14 protein-coding genes are annotated in these 14,199 nt (G+C 71.5%); 7 read left to right on the top strand and 7 right to left on the bottom strand.

Features of this window, described 5'->3' with window-relative positions:
* Nucleotides 1-33 precede the first annotated feature (33 nt).
* From CLV67_RS19505 to CLV67_RS19495, 3 genes are all read right to left on the bottom strand, one after another.
* Nucleotides 34-465 carry a hypothetical protein gene (locus CLV67_RS19505; RefSeq protein WP_106320324.1) on the bottom strand — a complete coding sequence of 144 codons (432 nt, stop codon included), beginning with the start codon at nucleotides 463-465 and terminating at the stop codon, nucleotides 34-36.
* Nucleotides 466-551: 86 nt separating this feature from the next.
* A complete protein-coding gene (locus CLV67_RS19500) occupies nucleotides 552-2,960 on the bottom strand; it encodes an ABC transporter permease (RefSeq protein ID WP_106320321.1) in 2,409 nt (802 codons plus the stop codon).
* The gene (locus CLV67_RS19495) at nucleotides 2,957-3,715 is read right to left on the bottom strand and encodes an ABC transporter ATP-binding protein (RefSeq protein ID WP_106320319.1); all 759 of its coding nucleotides are present in this window, start codon (nucleotides 3,713-3,715) and stop codon (nucleotides 2,957-2,959) included. Before CLV67_RS19495 ends, CLV67_RS19500 begins: the two co-directional genes overlap by 4 nt.
* Before the next feature lie 110 nt (nucleotides 3,716-3,825).
* Between CLV67_RS19495 and CLV67_RS19490 the strand changes: the two genes are divergently transcribed.
* From CLV67_RS19490 to CLV67_RS19475, 4 genes are all read left to right on the top strand, one after another.
* Nucleotides 3,826-5,064 carry a sensor histidine kinase gene (locus CLV67_RS19490; protein WP_106320317.1) on the top strand — a complete coding sequence of 413 codons (1,239 nt, stop codon included), beginning with the start codon at nucleotides 3,826-3,828 and terminating at the stop codon, nucleotides 5,062-5,064.
* Entirely contained in the window at nucleotides 5,061-5,702 is a 642-nt protein-coding gene (locus tag CLV67_RS19485) for a response regulator transcription factor (RefSeq protein WP_106320315.1), read from the top strand. The genes CLV67_RS19490 and CLV67_RS19485 overlap by 4 nt, the downstream gene beginning before the upstream one ends.
* 321 nt (nucleotides 5,703-6,023) lie before the next feature.
* A complete protein-coding gene (locus CLV67_RS19480) occupies nucleotides 6,024-6,593 on the top strand; it encodes a TetR/AcrR family transcriptional regulator (RefSeq protein ID WP_106320313.1) in 570 nt (189 codons plus the stop codon).
* Between the two features lie 14 nt (nucleotides 6,594-6,607).
* Nucleotides 6,608-7,561, top strand: coding sequence for an alpha/beta fold hydrolase (locus CLV67_RS19475; protein ID WP_106320311.1), 954 nt, complete (start codon nucleotides 6,608-6,610; stop codon nucleotides 7,559-7,561).
* A gap of 79 nt (nucleotides 7,562-7,640) precedes the next feature.
* On the opposite strand, the gene CLV67_RS19470 is transcribed toward CLV67_RS19475, so the two are convergent.
* From CLV67_RS19470 to CLV67_RS19455, 4 genes are all read right to left on the bottom strand, one after another.
* The gene (locus CLV67_RS19470; protein WP_170153927.1) at nucleotides 7,641-8,555 is read right to left on the bottom strand and encodes a GGDEF domain-containing protein; all 915 of its coding nucleotides are present in this window, start codon (nucleotides 8,553-8,555) and stop codon (nucleotides 7,641-7,643) included.
* 67 nt (nucleotides 8,556-8,622) lie between these two features.
* Nucleotides 8,623-9,162, bottom strand: a complete 540-nt coding sequence (locus CLV67_RS19465; RefSeq protein ID WP_146169230.1) for a peptidase associated/transthyretin-like domain-containing protein — start codon at nucleotides 9,160-9,162, stop codon at nucleotides 8,623-8,625.
* Between the two features lie 446 nt (nucleotides 9,163-9,608).
* Nucleotides 9,609-10,394 carry an ABC transporter permease gene (locus CLV67_RS19460; protein WP_106320305.1) on the bottom strand — a complete coding sequence of 262 codons (786 nt, stop codon included), beginning with the start codon at nucleotides 10,392-10,394 and terminating at the stop codon, nucleotides 9,609-9,611.
* Nucleotides 10,391-11,452 carry an ATP-binding cassette domain-containing protein gene (locus CLV67_RS19455; RefSeq protein WP_106320303.1) on the bottom strand — a complete coding sequence of 354 codons (1,062 nt, stop codon included), beginning with the start codon at nucleotides 11,450-11,452 and terminating at the stop codon, nucleotides 10,391-10,393. Before CLV67_RS19455 ends, CLV67_RS19460 begins: the two co-directional genes overlap by 4 nt.
* Before the next feature lie 188 nt (nucleotides 11,453-11,640).
* On the opposite strand from CLV67_RS19455, the gene CLV67_RS19450 reads away from it, so the two are divergent.
* The 3 genes from CLV67_RS19450 to CLV67_RS19440 all read left to right on the top strand — a co-directional run bounded on the left by CLV67_RS19450 (nucleotide 11,641) and on the right by CLV67_RS19440 (nucleotide 14,193).
* The gene (locus tag CLV67_RS19450) at nucleotides 11,641-13,458 is read left to right on the top strand and encodes an ABC transporter ATP-binding protein (protein WP_106320301.1); all 1,818 of its coding nucleotides are present in this window, start codon (nucleotides 11,641-11,643) and stop codon (nucleotides 13,456-13,458) included.
* A gap of 47 nt (nucleotides 13,459-13,505) precedes the next feature.
* Nucleotides 13,506-13,715, top strand: coding sequence for a hypothetical protein (locus CLV67_RS19445; protein WP_106320299.1), 210 nt, complete (start codon nucleotides 13,506-13,508; stop codon nucleotides 13,713-13,715).
* A 61-nt stretch (nucleotides 13,716-13,776) separates the two neighbouring features.
* Nucleotides 13,777-14,193: a S26 family signal peptidase gene (locus CLV67_RS19440; protein ID WP_106320297.1), complete on the top strand. Its 417-nt coding sequence runs from the start codon at nucleotides 13,777-13,779 to the stop codon at nucleotides 14,191-14,193.
* The last annotated feature ends 6 nt before the right edge of the window (nucleotides 14,194-14,199 follow it).

The following is a 14,199-nucleotide window of genomic DNA, read 5'->3' as shown; positions in this document are numbered from 1 at the left end:
AGCCGTCGCGATCCGGTTGCGGTGGTCGGCCTGCTAAGTCTCCGATTCCTCAAGGTCGTCGGCCTGGACGACCTGCCACTCCGCGTCGTCGACGGGATGGCGGGCGGTCCACCACAGGCTCAGCGCTGCCAGGCCGAAATTGACCACGGCGGGCCCGATGACGAACAGGTCACGCCACCCGCTGTCGAACATCCCATACCGGTTGTCGAACAGGCAGACGAAGACCGACCACGGCAGCCCGAGCACCATCAGCACAAGCCCGACCAGCCCCGCACCGAGATCCGGCCCCGGGTTCGCGGCGGCCGTCTCGCTGGCCGGCCCGAGCCAGAGATAGATCATCGGACCCAGAACGACTGCCTGAACCGCCACGAGCCTCCGCAGAACCCGCCACCGAGGACCCGCGCGCTCCCGCTCGTCCGCCGGCCCAGGTTCGTCCCGCATCGCGCCGACCTCCTGCTTTTCCATCAGTGTCAGCTCAGATCTTCCCGGCCCGCGCCGCGGTCCAGGGCCGGACCGGGAAGTAGCTTCGGATTCGTCAGGGCCATTGCGGGTTATGACCGGCCTCGTGCGGCCCTGAGTACCGGGAAGGCGGCCGCGGTGAGGGCGAGCGCGGCGCAGAGGGCCGTCACCGCGGCGGTCGAGCCCCAGGGGATGACCAGGTCGATGTCGCGGCCGATCTCGTCCTCGACCGCGGCACGTACCCCGGCCAGTGAGATGACCGCCACCAGTCCGCCGAGGGCCGCGCCGACCGACACCGCGAGCAGTGCCTCACCGGAGACGACCCTGAGTACCTGTCCGGTGCCGGCCCCGGCAAGCCGGAGCGCCTGGAACTCAACCCGCCGTGCCGTCGTGGCCATCAGCAGCGTGTTCCCGACCGCGATGGCGGTGTACCCGGCGGTGAGCCCGATCAGCGCCAGCAGGAACAGATCGACCAGCCGTCCCTCTTCCTCGATCTCCTCCATGACGAAGTCCCGGATCGGGACCGAACGCGCCCCCGGTGTCGGCACGGCCGTGTCCTTGAGGACGATCATGCTGGTCAGTGCATCGGGATCGTGCCTGCGGACGAGGTCCTGCGGAATGCTCGCCTCCTCCTCGACGGCGTCGACCGGTAGCTCCGCCCGCGCCCCGTCGGCGAACCGGACCGTCACCACGTCGCCGGCCTTGCTGCCGAGCTCGGAGGCGGTGAACTGGTCGAGAACCAGCCCATCACCCCGGCCGGTGGCATAGCCGCCGGTCGTAGTGTCCCCGTGGGTGATCAGAAGCCGTGTCGTCAGGGCCGGCTCGGCACCCTGCGCGGCGACCGCGGCGGCGGACAGGCCTGGCGTTCCGTCCGGGACCAGTACATCGGCCGCCGGGTACTTCGCGGTCTCGTCGATGCCGGCGGCCACCTCGATCGTCGCGACCGTGCCGGCGAGCAGGACCGTCAACCCGACGGTCGCCAGCACGGGCGCGGCGGTCGACGCGACCCGGCGCACCCCGGTCAGCGTGCCCTCGCGGACCAGCATGCCGGTGGCGGTGCCACGCCACGGTCTGGCCACCGTGCGCACCAGCGGCACGATCAGCACCGGCGACAGCAGCGCGGCCGCGCACAGCAGGAACATCGCCGCACCGAGGCCGGCGGAGCTCCGCATCTCCAGCGGGAACGTCGGCATCCCGGCCAGCAGGGCTCCACCGGCGATCGCGCACAGCGGGCCCATGACCCAGCGTGCCGGGGTCATCGCCCGCGGGTCGGCGGCTGCCTCCCGGAGTGCGTCGAGCGGGGGGATCCGGCTCGCCCGGCGAGTCGCCGCGGTCACCCCGGCCAGTGCCACGAACAGCCCGAGCAGAACCGATCCGATCAAGGCCGTGGGCTGCCAGGTGACGGTGAACCCGGCCGGTTCGAGCCCGATCCCGACCATGGCGTCGCCCAGCAGCGGGGCGGCGGCCGCACCGGCGGGCGCACCGATCAGCCCGGCGAGCAACGCGACCAGGCTGGTCTCGGCATACATCATGCGGCGCACCTGGCCGGGCGTCGCGCCCACCGCGCGCAGCAGGCCCAGCTCCCGGCGTCGCTGCGCGGCGCTCAGAGCACACGTCGACGAGACCACGAACACGGTGGCGAACGCTCCCAGCGACACCAGGGCGATCAGCAGCTGTGCACCGATCCAGCGGACACGTGTGATGCTGCCCGGCTCCAGGGCGTCGCGCTCGGCGCCGGACCGGACGACCCCCGAGGACCCCACCTCGGCGGCCGCCGCGTCGACCACTTTCTGGACGTCCCCGGTCACAGTGAGACCGATCACGCGCACGCCGGAAGCCCGCCTCGCCGCCTCGCCGTCCGTCACGTAGAACCCCGGACCATCCACGGTGCCCGTGACCTGCCAGGTTTCCGGCCCGGTCGCCGTGAGCACCTCGACCGTGGTCCCCGCAGTCACCGCGGAACCACGCGGGCCGGAGCCGGCCGCTACGCTCGCTGTTGTGCCGGCAGCCGCCGCGGCCGGAGCGGTGCCGCCCCTCGCCGTCGCTGTTGCTGAGACGTCCGTACCGATCACGACCTCGCCCTTTGCCTTGGGGGCGCGGCCGTCGGTCAGCCGATAAGCGCCGAGGGTCGCCGCCGACCAGGGGTGGCCGTCGATCAGAGCGGCCTGGTCGTCGCCGGTCGCGCGACCCGCCTCAAGTCGCTGCACGTAGAACCACGGGTCGGGGACAGCCGCCATGACTCCTGGCAGGCTGCCCAGCCGGGCGGCGAGTGCGGAGGCCTCCGCGGCCGTCCAGGCCTGCTGGTCGCGGGTGTCTCCGGTCTCCGCGTTCGGGGGCGTCACCAGGACCGGAGCCTGGTCGTAACGTGCGGGGGCCTGCGGCTGCGAACTCAGATAGAGCGTCGCGGAGCCGGACACGACGGCAACGCCCAGGAAGACCGCGACGAACGTGCCGGCGAAGCTCGCGAACCGGTGCCGGACCATCGCCCAGGCCGCGCTCATCGGGCCACCGCCGTGGCGCCCTCGAGACGGGCGGTGTGCAGAGCGATCCGCTCGGCTCCGACACTGCCCGGCAGCTCACCGACCACGCGGCCGTCGGCCAGGAACAGCACCCGGTCCGCCGTAGCGGCGGCGACCGGGTCGTGGGTCACCATCACGATCGTCTGCCGGTGACGGTCAACCGCGGCCCTGAGCAGACTCAGCACCGCTGCGCCCGAGGCCGCGTCCAGCGAACCGGTCGGCTCGTCAGCGAAGAGCACCGCGGGCCGGGACACCAGAGCCCGGGCTATGGCAACCCGCTGCTGCTGGCCGCCGGACAGCTCCGATGGTCGGTGCCCCTCACGGCCGGTCAGCCCCACCTCGGCCAGCATCCCGGCCACCGCACCGGGCTGCGGCCGCCGACCGGCCAGGCGCAGCGGCAACGCCACGTTCTGAGCGGCGGTCAGGGCCGGCACCAGATTGAAGGCCTGAAAGACGAAGCCCACCCGGCTGCGGCGCAGCCGGGTCAGAGCGCGTTCGCTCAGGCCGCCGACCGGAACGCCGTCGATGATCACCTCTCCGCCGGTGAGCCGGTCCAGCCCCGCCCCGCAGTGCAGCAGGGTGGATTTGCCGGAACCCGACGGACCCATGACCGCGGTGAACGTGCCCGGCTCGAACCGGGCGTCCACCCGGTCCAATGCCGTGACCGCGCGCTCGCCCGTCCCATATGTCCTGGTCGCCGCCCGCAGCTCGACCGCTGGTGTCGCGTTGTTCGTCATGCCGTTCAGCCAACCGGGCGCAAGCCTCCGGCACAGTCACGCGGGGTCCACATTCGAAGGTAACCCCAGCACTACCGACACCGCCGCGACCGGCCGGTAGCGTGCCCTCCATGCAGCCCCGCACCGCCCTCGAAGCGCTCACGCTGCCGCCGGTCGCCCTGTTGCGATCGTCCTGGCCGTGGCGCTCGCTGGCCTACCTGCTGACCGGCGGGCTGCTGGGCGCCGCCACGATCGGCGCGGTGGCGGCTCTCCTGACGGTGGGGACCCTCCTGGCGGTGGTGGTCGTCGGCTTCGCCGGCTATGTGGCCTGCCTGCTGTCCGGCATCGTGGTCGCCCGGCTGGAGCGCAGACGACTGCGTCTCGTCGACGACGACGAGCTGCCCGACCCCCATCTGCCGCCGCCACGGGCCGGCCTGCGGGCCTGGGTCTCGCTGCGGCTGCGGGAGGAGGTGACGTGGCGGGAGTTGTTCTATGCGGCCCTGTCCGCCGCGATGCTGTGCTGGATGGATCTCCTGGTGCTCGCCGGTGTCGCGTACACGCTGGCCATCTCGATCGGCGCGCCGTGGACGATCGCTGACGAACCGCTGTCGTCGACCCTGCCCGCGACTTTCGCCGGGTTGCTGCTGGGTCCGATCCTCGGCTACCCGGTCATCGCCTGGGCGGGTGCCAGGGCGGCCATGGCCCGGGCCATGCTCACGCCACGCGACAACGCGCGGCTGGTCGAGGTGACCCGGTCACGCGCGCGGCTCGTGGACGCCTTCGAGGTGGAGCGCCGCCGCATCGAGCGTGACCTGCACGACGGAGCCCAGCAGAGGCTCGTCGCCCTCAGCATGCAGCTCGGCCTGGCCCGCCTCGAGGTGCCGGCCGGTTCGCCCGGCGCCGAGCCGCTCGCCGCCGCTCATGAGCTGGCCAAGCAGGCGCTCACCGACCTGCGGGAGCTGATTCGCGGCGTACACCCGAAGGTCCTGACAGACCGCGGCCTGGCCGCGGCGGTGGGGGAGGCGGCGTCGATCGCGCCGCTGCCGGTCGATCTGGACCTGCGGCTGCCGGGGCGCCTGCCGGCGGCGGTCGAGGTGACCGCCTACTTCGTGGTGTCCGAGGGCCTCACCAATGTCGCCAAGCACGCCGGGGCCGAGCGGGCCTCGGTAACGGCCCTGCTCAGCCGCGGCCGGTTGGTCGTCGAAGTTGGCGACGACGGCTGCGGCGGCGCCGATCCGGCGAACGGATCCGGGTTGATCGGGCTCGCCGACCGTGTCGCCGTGCTCGACGGCACGGTGACCGTGTCCAGCCCTGCAGGCGGTCCTACGCTGCTGCGGTTGGAGATCCCGTTGCGGGAGGAAAGCGCATGAGGGTGGTCATCGCCGAGGACGGGGTGATCGTGCGCGAGGGCGTGGCCGGCATGCTGCGCCGCTTCGGGCACGAGGTGGTCGCCGCTGTCGGTGACGCGGTCGAGTTGCGCGAGGCGGTCCGGGAGCACCGGCCCGACGTGGTGGTCACCGATGTCCGGATGCCACCGACCTTCAGCGACGAGGGGTTGCAGGCCGCGATCGAGATGCGGGCCGTCGATCCGAAATTGCCCGTCCTGGTTCTGAGCCAGTATGTCGAGCAGACCTACGCCGCCGAGCTGATCGACTCCGATCATGGCGCGGGTGTGGGCTATCTGCTCAAGGACCGCATCGGCGAGGTCACCGAGTTCGTCGACGCGCTCGAAGCGGTGGCGGGCGGCAGCACCGTGGTGGATCCGGAAGTTGTCCGCCAGTTGCTCGGGCGCCGCCGTGATCCGCTGCACCGGCTGACCGTCCGGGAACGCGAGGTTCTGGCACTGATGGCTGAGGGCCGGTCGAACGTGGCGATCGCCCGGCACCTGGTGGTCACCGAGGCGATGGTCGCCAAGCACATCAACAGTCTGCTCGCCAAGCTCGACCTGCCACCGGACTGCGACGACCACCGCCGGGTCCGCGCTGTTCTGGCCTTCCTGCGAGGCTGACGCGTCGTCGCAGGCCATGCGTCGTCGGCCATGTCGGGCTGGCCACGGCGGGCTGGTCGAACGGCCGGGCCATGCCGCACCGGCGACGCCTTGCCGGCCTGGCCTGCCTGATCCGTGGCGGCCCGCCTCCGTCGCATGGCCGGTCCTTAAAACGGCGGGTGCTCACCCATTGTGGTTGGTTGCAGGCCTCTGATGGCTTCGGCCGGGGTGGGAGATCTGAGATTTTCCCTGGGCGTGCGATCGAGATTCCCGCTGGGTGTGGTTGCTCTGTGATGCACTTTCCTAGGTACCATAGGGCTCTACCTAGGAAGGTTAGGAAATATGCCGCGGGAGAGAATCACCCCCGACGCCCTGGTGTCGGCGGCTGCTGATCTCGCCGACGAGATCGGGTTCGAGCATCTGACGCTGGCGGCTGTCGCCAAGCGGTTCGGTGTGCGGGACGCCAGCCTGTACACGCACATTCGAGGGCTCGCCGACCTGCAGGAACGCGTGGCCATGCTGGCTCTCGGCGAGTGGGCCGACGCGCTCGGCGCGGCCATCGCCGGACGATCGGGGCAGGAGGCGCTCCGGGCCTTCGCCGACGCTTATCGGACGCTGGCCACCGGGCATCCCGGCCGGTACGCCGCGACCCGGTTTCCGGTTTCACCCGAGCGGCTCGCCGGATCGGACAGCGCTGCCCGCATCATCGGCGTCTGCTATGCGCTGCTGCGTGGCTATGCGCTGTCCGAGCCGGAGGCCACCGACGCCGTCCGCCTGCTGCGCAGCACCCTGCACGGCTTCAGCGACCTGGAGGCCACCGGCGGATTCACCGCTGATCGCAGCCTCGACGCCTCGTGGTGGCGAGCGGTCGACGCGCTGCACCACACCCTGACGCACTGGTCCGAAATCTAGACGGGAGCAACGCTGTGTCTGCCTCGACGCTCCACCTCAACGGCATCAGCATCAACTGCCACGAACACGGTTCCGGGCCACCGTTGCTGCTCGTGCCCGGTGGATCGGGGCACGCCGGAGTCCTCGACCGGCTCGTCGTACAGCTGGCCGGGTCCTATCGTGTCGTCGCGATGTCCAGTCGTGTCGCCTCCGCGGTGCGGCTCGACACCGTCGACGTGGAACAGGACCCGCGGGTGCACGCCGAGGACACTCTCGCCCTGATCGAGAAGCTCTTCGACGAGCCGCCGATCGTGTTCGGGTTCAGTGCCGGGGCCATCACCGCGCTCGAACTCCTGGCCCGTCACCCCGAGCGGGTGCGACTCGCGGTCGTCCACGAGCCGCCGGTGATCACCCTCCTGCCGGACGCCGCTCGACACCGGAGTGCGCTCGAGGCGGTCCGGGTGACCGCTCGTACGGACCCGGCCGCCGCGGCGAAGCTCATGACCGCCGCCATGACCACACCGGAAGGTGGGGCCGGGCCGGAAGGTGGGGCCGGGCCGGATGGTGGGGCCGGGCCGGATAGCGGTGCCAGATCGGAAGGCGGGACCACACCGGCGGACGGAGCCGCGTCGATGGCGGTACGTCACGCGGGTGACTGGATCGACGGTTACGCCGATACGCGGCCCGAACCGCCGACCCCGGAACTTCTGGACCTGTTCACCCGGCTCGCCGGGCTTCAGCCGTTGTTCCTCGAGCACATGCTGGTGCCCTTCACGACCAGGGAGATCGACCTGACCGTGCCGGAGCGTCTCGTCCCGGTCGCCGGCATCGACTCCCGCGGTCGGCTGCCCTATCGGGCCGCGGCAGCACTCGCCGCACGGCTCGGCCTGCCGCTGACCGAGATGCCCGGCGGCCACCTCGGACCGGTCGAGCGGCCGGCGCAGTTCGCCCGGGCGCTCATCGCACTGCTCGACGAGCACCGACGCTGATCCGTCGAAGGGGCAGCGGAAGAGGCCGGCCGGAAGGGACTGCGGCCGGGAATCGGGCGGAGACGGAACGCCCGGGACGCTAGGCCGCCGAGCGGTCGGCGTCGATGTCGGTGTCGGCGTTGACGCCCCGGACCGTGTTGCGGCCGTGGCGCTTGGCGCCGTACATCACCTGGTCCGCCTGTTCGAGGAGGTCCGCGGCAGAAGCCGGTGGGCTGTCGAAGGTCACCGCGCCCACGCTGAAGCCCACCCGCGGTGACCAGGCGGCGGTGGCGCGCAGCAGCTCGTCCCGGAGGGTGGCGAGAAGCGTCAGGGCCTCGTCCAGACCGGTTCGGGGCAGCAGTACGGCGAACTCGTCACCACCGAGGCGGGCAACCCGGCTGCCGGGCGGGAGCGCGGCGCCGAGGACCCGGCCGGCGGCGGCCAGCACCGAGTCGCCGGCCGCGTGGCCGAGGGTGTCGTTGACGGCCTTGAAGCCGTCCACGTCCACGTATGCGGCGGTCAGCGACCCGCCCGACGCCCGCATGAGGTCGATCTCCTCGTCGGTGGCCTCCCGGAACGCGCGGGCGTTCGGCAGGCCGGTCAGCGCATCGGTCCGGGACAGGCCGGTCTCCTCGGCCAGCCGGGACGACAGGTGGCCGACCAGGGCGCCGAACAGCCACAGGACCGTGAAGCGGGCCAGTACGTTCCACGCCGGGATGATCGGGTTCTCGTAGTGGTAGCCGATCGATTCCGCCTCGAGCACCGTCCACGCGACGGCGGAGATCCCGGCGAGGACGATGCTGGACCGGCGTCCGTTCGCGGCGGCCAGGAAGACCGGGAGCAGGTAGCCGACCGTGATCGACACGTGCTCGCCGGTCTCCCGGTCGGCGACGGCGATCACGGCCAGCAGGACCAGACCGGTCAGGGTGAGCCGCCGGGACGGTTGCCGGGCGAGCCACTCGATCAGTGCGGCCAGAAGCGGGCCGCTGACCGATCCGCGCGTTCGGGTAGGCACGCGAAGGTGATCGGCGGTACCCCGCACTATCTGAGCACCGGCAGGCCACAGACGGGGGCGGGGACTCTCAGGGGCCAACCGTGGTGATGACGGTGGCCAGCAGGCCCGCGGTCAGGTCGAAACGGTCCCGGGGGACCACGGTCAGCATGCCGCCGATGCCGGGTTGCGGGTCGTCGGTGGGGGACAGGCCCCCGACCACCTGGCCGGCGATCTGCTCGGGAATGTAGAGCGGGCCGGTGTAGGTGACGGTCCGGCCACCGGCCAGGTAACCGCCGACGTGGACGGAGGCGATGATGTGGGCGTGCTGTCCGGGTTCGCGGCCGGGATGGACGGTACGGAACTCGGCGTACCCGTCGGTGTCGGTGACCTGAGCGCCGCGCACTTCGTCGTCGGTGGTGGCGTCGCGGTGCCGGATGTCGACCACTGCGGCGCTGACCGCGGTGCCGTGCACGGCGTCGAGGACCCGGATGCGCAGCATGAGCGGTACTCCGGGGCGGTCGCCGGCGATGTCACGACGGACCAGCTCCAGGGGCAGGGGAGCGGTGTTTCCGGGTTCGGCCATCGGCAGCGTGGCCGGCTGCGGCCCCCGGGTCACGGGCCTTGGCACCGGCCTGTTGATGACCGGTGTGCTCCGGCTCTCCTCATTGCGCACTGCCCACCCCCGCTGTAGATCACTTCAACGGAGTTGATCTTCTCAGCATAAAGGCTATTAAAAGGCAGTTTTGGTTGTTTTGTCTGGTGTGGCACGCAGCGTGAACCAAGAGTCGCCAACCGTAACAAGCATCTTGCAGACTTCGCAGGCAAAGGCGTGGCCATTCTCACCGCCCTGAGAATGGCCGACCGGACCGCCTGGCCGGAGCGCGGTCCCCGGGACGCTCCCACCCGAGCTTCCCGGTGCGGCGCTGCGGGCGGCCGGTGCGTTGCCGCGACCGCCCGCCCGCAGCGCCGTGAAAAGCAAGCCGCAGCGCCGTCGAAGAACAGGCCGCAGCGCCGTGAAAAGCAAGCCGCAGCGCCGTCGAAGAGCAGGCCGCAGCGCCGTGAAGATCAGAACATCTACTGCCCGAGCCGCCGGTAGAGACGCACCGACACCGGCCCGAAGATCGCGATCAACAACACCGGCCAGGCGACCGCCAGCAGCATCGCGTGCTCGGCGGGCCACGAGTCCGAGCCGAGACCCGGATTGCCGAACAGCTCCCGTAGCGCGGTGGTCGTGGCCGAGATCGGGTTCCACTCCGAGATCGTGCCCAGCCACCCGGGCATCATCTCCGGCGCGACGAACACGTTGGAGAGCGCGCTCAGTGGGAAGGCCAGTGGGAACACGATGGTCGCGACCGTGTCCGGGTTCGGCGCGGCAAGCCCGAGCGCCACCCCGGCGCAGCTCAGCGCCAGCCGCAGCAGCAGGAGCAGCCCGATCGCCGCGAGCACGTTGCCGAGGCCGAGGTGCCAGCGCCAGCCGACGAGCAGCCCGCACACCACCAGCACGGCGGTCTCCAGCAGGGCGCGAGCCAGGTCGGCGATGACCCGGCCGCTGATCAGCGCGGACCGCGCCATCGGCATGGACCGGAACCGGTCGACCACCCCGCGCCCGGCATCGACCGCGATGCCGGTGGCGGTCGCGCCGATCCCGTACAACATGGTCATCACGAAGACGCCGGGGATCAGGAACTCGCGGTAGCCGCCACCGCCCGGCACCGACATGCCGCTGCCGAACACGTACCCGAACACCAGCACGAACATGATCGGCAGCGAGAAATAGATGACGATCTCCTCGGGTGCCCGCACGACGTGCCGCAGGTACCGCCCGGCCATCACCCGTCCGTCCGCGATCGCCGTACTCATGCCGTCACCTCCGAGGACGCCGAGGCCCGCGCGGGGGCCGCGGAGGAAGAGGCCGCGGGGGAGGAGGGCGGAGGGGCCGCGGGAGGCGGGGCGGGATCGGCCGGCATGGCCGCCCGGCGGCCGGTGAGGTGCAGGAACGCCTCATCCAGGGTGGGCTGGTGGATGCCGACGTTGGCCACGGTGATCCCGGCCTCCCGCAATGCCTGCAGGGTCACGGTCAGCGTCTCCACCCGATCTCCCATCAGCGGTACGCGCACCGCGCGCCGATCAAGGTCGGTGTCCGGCCGCCCGCCCGCGATCCGGGCGACGACGGCCGCCGCGTCGCCGAGCCGGTCGCTCTCGCGGATCACGACCTCGAGCCGGTCCGCCCCGAGCGCCGACTTGAGCTCGTCGGGGGTGCCCTCGGCGACGATCCGGCCGGCGTCCACGACCGAGATCCGCCCGGCGAGCTGGTCGGCCTCCTCCAGATACTGCGTGGTGAGCAGGACCGTGGTGCCCTCGGTGACGAGCCCGCGGACGGCGTCCCAGACCTGGTTGCGGCTGCGCGGGTCGAGTCCGGTGGTGGGTTCGTCGAGGAACAGCACCTGCGGTCGCCGGATCAGACTGGCGGCGAGATCGAGGCGCCGGCGCATGCCGCCCGAGTAGTCCTTCGCCGACCGTCCGGCCGCGTCGGTCAGCCCGAACCGTTCGAGCAGCTCGTCGGCCCGGCGCCGGGCGTCGCGGGGCCGCAGGTGGTGCAGACGGCCGAACAGCACGAGGTTCTGCCGTCCGCTGAGGAGCTCGTCGACGGCCGCGTACTGACCGGTCAGCGCGATCCGTTCGCGGACCAGGCCGGGCTGGCGCACCACGTCGGCGCCGGCCACCTCCGCACGGCCGGAGTCGAAGCCGAGCAGGGTCGACAGCACCCGCACGGCGGTGGTCTTGCCGGCGCCGTTGGGCCCGAGGAGTCCGTGCACGATGCCGCCCGGCACGTCGAGGCGGAACCCGTCGAGTGCGATGGTCCCTTGCCCGCCCCGATATCGTTTGCGCAGCTCTTCGGCCACGATCATCGATGTCATGACACCAGGGTCGCGGGGGGCGCTGACGGCTCGCGCACCGCGCGCTGACGGTCCACGCAGATCGATGATGGCAAATCGGGTGACGATCCAGTAACGTACAGCAGCGGCCGGTGATCCCGGTAAATGGCCGTATTTAAGGGGAAACAAGTGGCATATCGCTATGCCCGAATCGTGCTGCCCTGCGCCCCATGATCGAGCTGTTACGAGCGGCTTTCGGCATGGCCTGGCGGGCGTCACGATGGCTGCTCGTCATCCGTGCCGCGATCGCGCTGGCCGGAGGACTCGTCCCAGTCGTGCTCGCCTGGCTGACGAAACTGCTGCTCGATCGTCTCGTCGCCGGCGTTCCGGCGTCCGAGGTGCTGACCGTGGTCCTCGGCCTGGCCGCCACCGGGCTGGCCGCCGCGCTGCTGCCGGCGCTCGGCGACTTCGCCGACGCCGAACTGATCCGGCGCACCCAGCTCGCCGGGCGCGTGGAGCTCTACCGGGCGATCGGCGGGTTCGGCGGCCTGGGCCGCTTCGAGGACCCGGACTTCCAGGACCGGCTGCAGCTTGCCGTCGCCGACGGCCCGGCCACCCCCGCGCAGGTCACCGCGAACGGGCTGGCCATCGCTCAGTCCACGGTCACCATCGCGGGCTTCGCGGTGGCGCTGGCGAGCATGGCCCCGTGGATGACGGTGGTGGTGGCGCTCGCCGCGATCCCCACGATCCGGGCCGAACTCACCCTGGCCAGGGCGCGCGCCGCCATGATGCTGCGGCTCGGGCACGCCAACCGGCGGGAACTGTTCTACGCCGACCTGATCTCGTCGGTCACCGCCGCCAAGGAGGTCCGCCTCTACGGGCTCGGCAACCTGTTCGCCGCCCGGATGACGACCGAACTCCGCAGGATCAACCGCGGGATGCGCGACCTGGACGTGCGGGAGCTGCGGATGCAGGCGCTGCTCACCGGGCTCGGCGCGGTGGTCGCGGGCGGGGGACTGGTGTGGGCGGCGCTCTCCGCGCGCGCGGGCCGGCTCGGCGTCGGTGACATCGTGGTGTTCGCCGCGGCGACCGGGGGCGTCCAGAATCTGTTGTCGTCGATCATCGGCCACTTCGGACGTACCCACCAAGCGCTCTTGATCTTCAGGCATTTCCGCCGTGTGGTCCTCGCCCCGCCCGACCTGGTGCCGCCCGCCGGACTGCCGGTCCTGCCGGTGCCGCCGCTGCGCGACGCGATCGAGCTGCGGGACGTGTGGTTCCGCTACGGCCCGTCGCTGCCGTGGATCCTCAAGGGCGTCAACCTGACCATCCGCGCAGGTCAGGCCACCGCTCTCGTCGGGCTCAACGGCGCCGGCAAGAGCACGATCGTGAAACTGCTGTGCCGGTTCTACGACCCGGCGCGCGGAACGGTTCTCTGGGACGGCGTCGACGTGCGTCGATTCGCGGTTCACGATCTGCGCAGGCGGCTCGGGGCGGTTTTCCAGGACTTCATGTCGTACGACCTGAGCGCGGCCGAGAACGTCGGACTCGGTGACGTAGCGCGCCTCGACGACCGGACGGCGATCCGGGCAGCCGCCGAAAGGGCCGGCGCCCACACCGCCGTCGAGAACCTGCCGAGCGGCTACGACACCTTGCTGACCAGGTTCTTCGCACCGGACGAGCCCGACGACGCCGGTGGTGTGCAGTTGTCCGGCGGGCAGTGGCAGCGGCTCGCGCTCGCCCGCGCCTTCATGCGCGCCGATCGTGACCTGCTCATCCTCGACGAGCCGAGCGCCGGCCTGGACGCCGCCGCCGAGCACGAGGTCCACACCCGGCTGCGGACCCTGCGTCACGGCTCCACCAGCGTCCTCATCTCGCACCGGCTGAGCACCGTCCGCGACGCCGACACCATCGCGGTGCTGTCCGAGGGTGTGGTCAGCGAGCTCGGCGACCACACCGCGCTGCTGGCCGCCGGTGGCGCCTACGCCGGCCTGTTCACGCTGCAGGCGGCCGGATACGCGGATGAACTTCACCCGTCGACCGGCGGGTGAGAAGAACCGGCTGGTCACCCACCGGCCGGCGCAACCAGGGAGGAACCATGAGCATGTTCGGCAAGCTCGCCGATCGCCTGCTGGAGAAGATGGCCCCGGCCGCGGAGGTCGACGCCGCCTGCATCTTTCTCCGGAAGGTGACGACCCAGGTCGGCTGGTGCGCCGGCGGTTCGATGGGCGACCGCATCCCTCGCTACCGCTACACGTACATCTACGACAACTGCGCCGACCGGGTGACGTACAGCTGCTCCGCCTGACACCGAGGTCCTGCCGCCGGGGGCCCGCCCGGCGGCAGGACCGCCCAGAAAGCCGGCCACGATGCTGATCACCGCCCTGCTGCTCCTGATCGCGGCCGGTGCCGTCTGGATCCGGGCCACCGTGCTCATCGCCGTGGTACGCGGACCCAGCATGCGCCCCACCTATGACGACGGCGACCGGCTGCTCGCGCGGCGCCGCCGGGCCGTACCCCGGCGCGGCGACGTCGTGGTGTTCCGCAACCCGCGCCCGCACGGCGTAGCCGGTTCGTCGGAGGGCCCGCTGCTGATCAAACGGGTGGCCGCCGGCCCGGCCGAGCCCGCCCCGGACGGCCTTGCCCGCCCGGCCGTGCCCTCCGGCCACATCGCCGTGCTCGGCGACAACCCGGCACAGAGCCTCGACTCACGGCACCTCGGGTTCATCCCGATCACCAACGTCGTCGCCGTCGTCGTCCGCCGCATCGGCGACCTCAGTGACTGAACGTCA

The organism is Actinoplanes italicus (assembly GCF_003001815.1).
GTDB classification, from domain to species: Bacteria; Actinomycetota; Actinomycetes; order Mycobacteriales; family Micromonosporaceae; genus Actinoplanes; species Actinoplanes italicus.
The sequence above is the reverse complement of the archived record's forward strand: the minus strand, read 5'-3'. Positions and strand labels throughout refer to the sequence as shown.

Coding starts and splice junctions, on each gene's coding strand:
- CLV67_RS19440 (WP_106320297.1), top strand. CDS start 13,777: ATGCTGATCACCGCCCTGCTGCTCCTGATCGCGGCCGGTGCCGTCTGG.
- CLV67_RS19505 (WP_106320324.1), bottom strand. CDS start 465: ATGGAAAAGCAGGAGGTCGGCGCGATGCGGGACGAACCTGGGCCGGCG.
- CLV67_RS19495 (WP_106320319.1), bottom strand. CDS start 3,715: ATGACGAACAACGCGACACCAGCGGTCGAGCTGCGGGCGGCGACCAGG.
- CLV67_RS19500 (WP_106320321.1), bottom strand. CDS start 2,960: ATGAGCGCGGCCTGGGCGATGGTCCGGCACCGGTTCGCGAGCTTCGCC.
- CLV67_RS19450 (WP_106320301.1), top strand. CDS start 11,641: ATGATCGAGCTGTTACGAGCGGCTTTCGGCATGGCCTGGCGGGCGTCA.
- CLV67_RS19490 (WP_106320317.1), top strand. CDS start 3,826: ATGCAGCCCCGCACCGCCCTCGAAGCGCTCACGCTGCCGCCGGTCGCC.
- CLV67_RS19485 (WP_106320315.1), top strand. CDS start 5,061: ATGAGGGTGGTCATCGCCGAGGACGGGGTGATCGTGCGCGAGGGCGTG.
- CLV67_RS19480 (WP_106320313.1), top strand. CDS start 6,024: ATGCCGCGGGAGAGAATCACCCCCGACGCCCTGGTGTCGGCGGCTGCT.
- CLV67_RS19460 (WP_106320305.1), bottom strand. CDS start 10,394: ATGAGTACGGCGATCGCGGACGGACGGGTGATGGCCGGGCGGTACCTG.
- CLV67_RS19455 (WP_106320303.1), bottom strand. CDS start 11,452: ATGACATCGATGATCGTGGCCGAAGAGCTGCGCAAACGATATCGGGGC.
- CLV67_RS19445 (WP_106320299.1), top strand. CDS start 13,506: ATGAGCATGTTCGGCAAGCTCGCCGATCGCCTGCTGGAGAAGATGGCC.